At 69.5% G+C, this 4,341-nt stretch carries 3 protein-coding genes, 1 pseudogene and 1 riboswitch; all 4 genes and pseudogenes read left to right on the top strand.

The features are described 5' to 3' along the window. The first annotated feature begins 7 nt into the window (after nucleotides 1–7). Nucleotides 8–1,480 carry an apolipoprotein N-acyltransferase gene (gene lnt / locus HC022_RS20015; protein WP_167453592.1) on the top strand — a complete coding sequence of 491 codons (1,473 nt, stop codon included), beginning with the start codon at nucleotides 8–10 and terminating at the stop codon, nucleotides 1,478–1,480. Nucleotides 1,481–1,519: 39 nt separating this feature from the next. Next, a riboswitch (SAM-SAH riboswitch) is annotated at nucleotides 1,520–1,568 on the top strand. Between the two features lie 3 nt (nucleotides 1,569–1,571). Beyond that, entirely contained in the window at nucleotides 1,572–2,750 is a 1,179-nt protein-coding gene (metK, locus tag HC022_RS20010; protein ID WP_008885914.1) for a methionine adenosyltransferase, read from the top strand. Nucleotides 2,751–2,947: 197 nt separating this feature from the next. Then, nucleotides 2,948–3,661, top strand: a complete 714-nt coding sequence (locus tag HC022_RS20005) for a tRNA (guanosine(46)-N(7))-methyltransferase TrmB (RefSeq protein WP_175583656.1) — start codon at nucleotides 2,948–2,950, stop codon at nucleotides 3,659–3,661. Nucleotides 3,662–3,803: 142 nt separating this feature from the next. Next, a pseudogene (locus HC022_RS20000) lies at nucleotides 3,804–4,341 on the top strand (3-phosphoshikimate 1-carboxyvinyltransferase); the annotation flags it as partial.

The raw sequence follows: 4,341 nt of genomic DNA, 5'->3' as shown, positions 1-4,341 counted from the left end.
CCTAGGGATCGGTGCCGGCGCGCTGATGGGTCTGGGGCAGGCGCCCTGGGCGCTGACCTGGCTCGCCGTCGCGGGGCTTCTGGGGGCGGTCCTCGTGTTCTCGATCACGTCCACCCGGCGCGGCGCCTTCGGCGCCGGCTGGGGCGTGGGGCTCGGCTACTTCGCGCTCGTGCTGAACTGGGTCACCGAACCGTTCCAGGTCGATGCCGCCACCACCGGCTGGATGGCGCCCTTCGCGCTGTTCTTCCTTGCCGCCGGGCTCGCGCTGTTCTGGGCGCTGGCCTTCTGGGGCGCAGGCCACGCGCGCGGGCTGCGCACGCGGCTCTTCGCGCTCGCCGTCGCCTGGGCCGCGGCGGAGCTGGCGAGGGCCTACGTGCTCACCGGCTTTCCCTGGGCCATGGTCGGCTATCTCTGGGCCTCGGTCGATGCGATCCAGTGGGTTTCGGTGATCGGCCCGCACGGGCTCAACCTCGTCACCCTGCTGGCGGTGTCGCTCATCGCCATGGCCCTGCGCGGCGGACGTCGCGCCTGGGTTACGGGCGGCGTCGGTGTTGCCGCGGTCGTGGCGCTGGTCTGGGGCGGGGCGGCCATGGTGCCGCCGCTGCAGGACCTGACCGGGCGCCCGGTCGTGCGGCTGGTGCAGCCCAACGCGCCGCAGCACCAGAAATGGGACCGCGCCTTCGTGCCGATCTTCTTCGAGCGCCAGGTCGATTTCACCGCCGCGCCCTCGCATGACGGGCTGGGCCGCCCGGATCTGGTGGTCTGGCCGGAAACCGCGGTGCCTATGCTGCTCGACAATGCCGACGAGGCGCTGGGCATCATCACCGACGCGGCCTTCCCGGCGCGGGTGGTGCTGGGCATCCAGCGCGAAGAAGACGGCGCGTGGTACAATTCGCTGGTGCTCGCGGGGCAGGGACCCGACGTGATGCAGGTCTACGACAAGCACCACCTCGTGCCGTTCGGGGAATACATGCCCGCCGCGGCGCTGTTCCGGCACGTGGGGGTGGGCGGGCTCGCGCAGCGCGCCGAGGGCGGCTACACTGCCGGGCCGGGGCCGCAGATCATCGACCTTGGCAAAGGCCTTGGCCGCGCCCTGCCGCTGATCTGCTACGAGGCGGTGTTCCCGCAGGACGTGCACAACGCGCCGGGCCGGGCGGATTTCCTGCTTCAGATCACCAATGACGCGTGGTTCGGCCAGGTCTCGGGCCCGTACCAGCACCTCTCGCAATCGCGCATCCGGGCCATCGAACAGGGGTTGCCGATGCTGCGCGCCGCCAACACCGGGGTCTCTGCGGTGATCGACGGCGCCGGGCGGGTGCTGGATTCGGTGCCGCTGGGCGAGGCCGGTTACCTCGACACGCCGCTGCCGCCGCCGCTGCGGGTGACACCTTACAGCCGGACCGGGGACCTCCCCATGCTCATTGCTCTCTTTTTCCTCGGATGTGCGGCATTTTACATATCGCGTCGCGTTTCCGATTGACGCGGACCCCCTGACCACGTAGCGGTGGTCCATTGTAAATTACCGTCACAACGGCTTCCTGGCGTGATGGCTCGGTATTAATGGAGCGACAATGTCCCGAAAAGATTATACATTCACCTCGGAGTCTGTTTCCGAGGGTCACCCTGACAAGGTCTGCGATCGCATTTCCGATGCAGTCCTCGACGCCCTTCTCGCCGAAGACCCGCTTGCGCGCGTCGCCTGCGAGACCTTCGCCACCACCAACCGCGTGGTCATCGGTGGCGAGGTCGGCCTGACCGATCAAGACAAGCTGGCCGAATACATGAAGGCGATGCCCGATATCGTGCGCGCCTGCATCAAGGATATCGGCTACGAGCAGGACAAGTTCCACTGGGAAACCTGCGAGATCACCAACCTCCTGCACGAGCAGTCGGCCCACATCGCACAGGGTGTGACCGGCGAACGCGGCGACGAGGGCGCCGGCGATCAGGGCATCATGTTCGGCTATGCCACGAACGAGACGGCCGAGCTGATGCCGGCTCCGATCCTGTACTCGCACGCGGTGCTCAAGCGCCTCGCCGAGGCCCGCAAGTCGGGCGCCGAGCCGGTGCTTGGCCCGGATGCGAAATCGCAGTTCTCGGTGCGCTACGAAGGTGGCAAGCCGGTGGCGGTGTCGTCGGTGGTGCTGTCGCACCAGCATCTCGACCCGGACCTGTCATCGGATGACGTGCGCGCCATCGTCGAGCCCTACATCCGCGAGGTTCTGCCGGACGGCTGGCTCACCAACACCACCGAGTGGTGGGTGAACCCGACCGGTGCCTTCGTGATCGGCGGGCCCGACGGCGACGCGGGTCTCACCGGGCGCAAGATCATCGTCGACACCTACGGCGGTGCCGCACCGCACGGCGGCGGCGCGTTCTCGGGCAAGGATCCGACCAAGGTCGACCGCTCGGCCGCCTATGCCGCGCGCTACCTCGCCAAGAACGTCGTGGCCTCGGGCATGGCCGACCGCTGCACCGTGCAGCTGTCCTATGCCATCGGCGTCGCCCGGCCGCTGTCGATCTACGTCGACACCCACGGCACCGGCGAAGTCGACGCGGCGGCGATCGAACTGGCGATCCCCAAGGTCATGGACCTGACCCCGCGCGGCATCCGCACCCATCTCGAGCTGAACAAGCCGATCTACGCCCGCACCGCGGCCTATGGCCACTTCGGCCGGGCCCCGGAAGAGGACGGCGGCTTCTCGTGGGAGCGTACCGACCTCGCCGACGCGCTGATGGCGGCGGTCTGAAACGGAGCCCCGCCCCGGCGCTGTCGGGGTGAGGGAGCAGAGACACAGATTTCCCCCCGGTGATGCCGGGGGGAGAGACAAGGGGCGTCGCGGGCCGGATCGGCTTGCGGCGCCCTTCTCGTTTGCGGGGCGTTTGCGGTGGCGGCTGCCCGCTGCGGGATTGCCCCGCGCCCGACTTGGCGCTAAACGCCCGGGCCATGACAACGTCCAACAAGCATCCCGACGCCCCCTGGCGCAATTTCTACGGCCGCGTGCGGGGCAAGACCCTGAAGGCGTCCCAGGAAACCTATCTCGACGAGGACCTCGGTCGGCTCTCGCCGGGCGCCGTGGACTGGGAGGAGAACCCCGAGCGGCTGCCGCTCGACACGGGGGCGCTCTTCGACGGCAAGCCGGTCTGGCTGGAGGTGGGGTTCGGCGGCGGCGAGCACATGGTGCACCAGGCCGCGACCTACCCGGATGTGGGCGTGATCGGCTGCGAGCCCTTCATCAACGGCGTCGCCATGCTGCTGGGCAAGATCCGGCGGGCCGGGGTCGAGAACGTACGGGTCTACCCGGGCGACGTGCGTAACCTCTTCGACGTGCTGCCCGAGGGCAGCGTCGACAAGGCGTTCCTGCTCTATCCCGATCCCTGGCCCAAGAAGCGCCACCACCGGCGCCGCTTCGTGACGCAGGAGCACCTCGGGCCACTGGTGCGGGTGCTGAAGCCGGGCGCCGAGTTCCGGGTCGCGACGGACATTCCCGACTACGTGCGCCAGACGCTGGTCGAGGTGCCGAAGGCCGGGTTCGAGTGGCTGGCGGAGCGCCCCGAGGACTGGCGGCCGCCGTGGTCGGACTGGATCTCGACCCGCTACGAGCAGAAGGCGCTGCGCGAGGGACGGGTGCCGCACTACCTGACCTTCCGCAAGCGGTGAGCGGGGCAGGGGGCTCTGCCCCCGTCGCCCATGCGGGCGACTCCCCCGGAGTTTTCCCGGCAAGATGAAGGGCCGGGGTTGTGATGGACGGTCGCATGACGCGCTGCTATGGGCGGTGTGAGCGATAACACGAGGGGGCGAGATGTCGAGCCACGGGGAACCCATTCCGATGATTGCGCGCCGGTCCGAAGGGCTGCGTGGCGAGGCCCATGTGCCGGGCGACAAGTCGATCTCGCACCGGTCGCTGATCCTGGGCGCGATGGCGGTGGGCGAGACCCGCGTGACCGGGCTGCTCGAGGGGCAGGACGTGCTGGACACGGCGAAGGCGATGCGCGCGTTCGGGGCCGAGGTCGAGAAGCGCGGCGACACCTGGCACGTGCAGGGCGTGGGCGTCGGTGGCTTTGCCGAGCCCGAACAGGTGATCGATTGCGGCAACTCGGGGACCGGGGTGCGGCTGATCATGGGCGCCATGGCCACGACGCCGATCACCGCGACCTTCACCGGGGATGCGAGCCTCAACAAGCGCCCGATGGCGCGGGTCACCGACCCGCTGGCGCTGTTCGGGGCGCGGGCCTACGGGCGCGAGGGCGGGCGGCTGCCGATGACCATCGTCGGCGCGCGCGACCCGCTGCCGGTGCGCTACGCCACGCCGGTGCCCTCGGCGCAGGTGAAATCCGCGG

Origin of the sequence: Salipiger sp. HF18 (assembly GCF_011806505.1) — a bacterium.
Lineage (GTDB): Bacteria > Pseudomonadota > Alphaproteobacteria > Rhodobacterales > Rhodobacteraceae > Salipiger > Salipiger thiooxidans.
Note: the sequence above shows the minus strand (reverse complement) of the source record. Positions and strands in the feature narration are given on the sequence as shown.

Coding starts and splice junctions, on each gene's coding strand:
- metK (WP_008885914.1), top strand. CDS start 1,572: ATGTCCCGAAAAGATTATACATTCACCTCGGAGTCTGTTTCCGAGGGT.
- HC022_RS20005 (WP_175583656.1), top strand. CDS start 2,948: ATGACAACGTCCAACAAGCATCCCGACGCCCCCTGGCGCAATTTCTAC.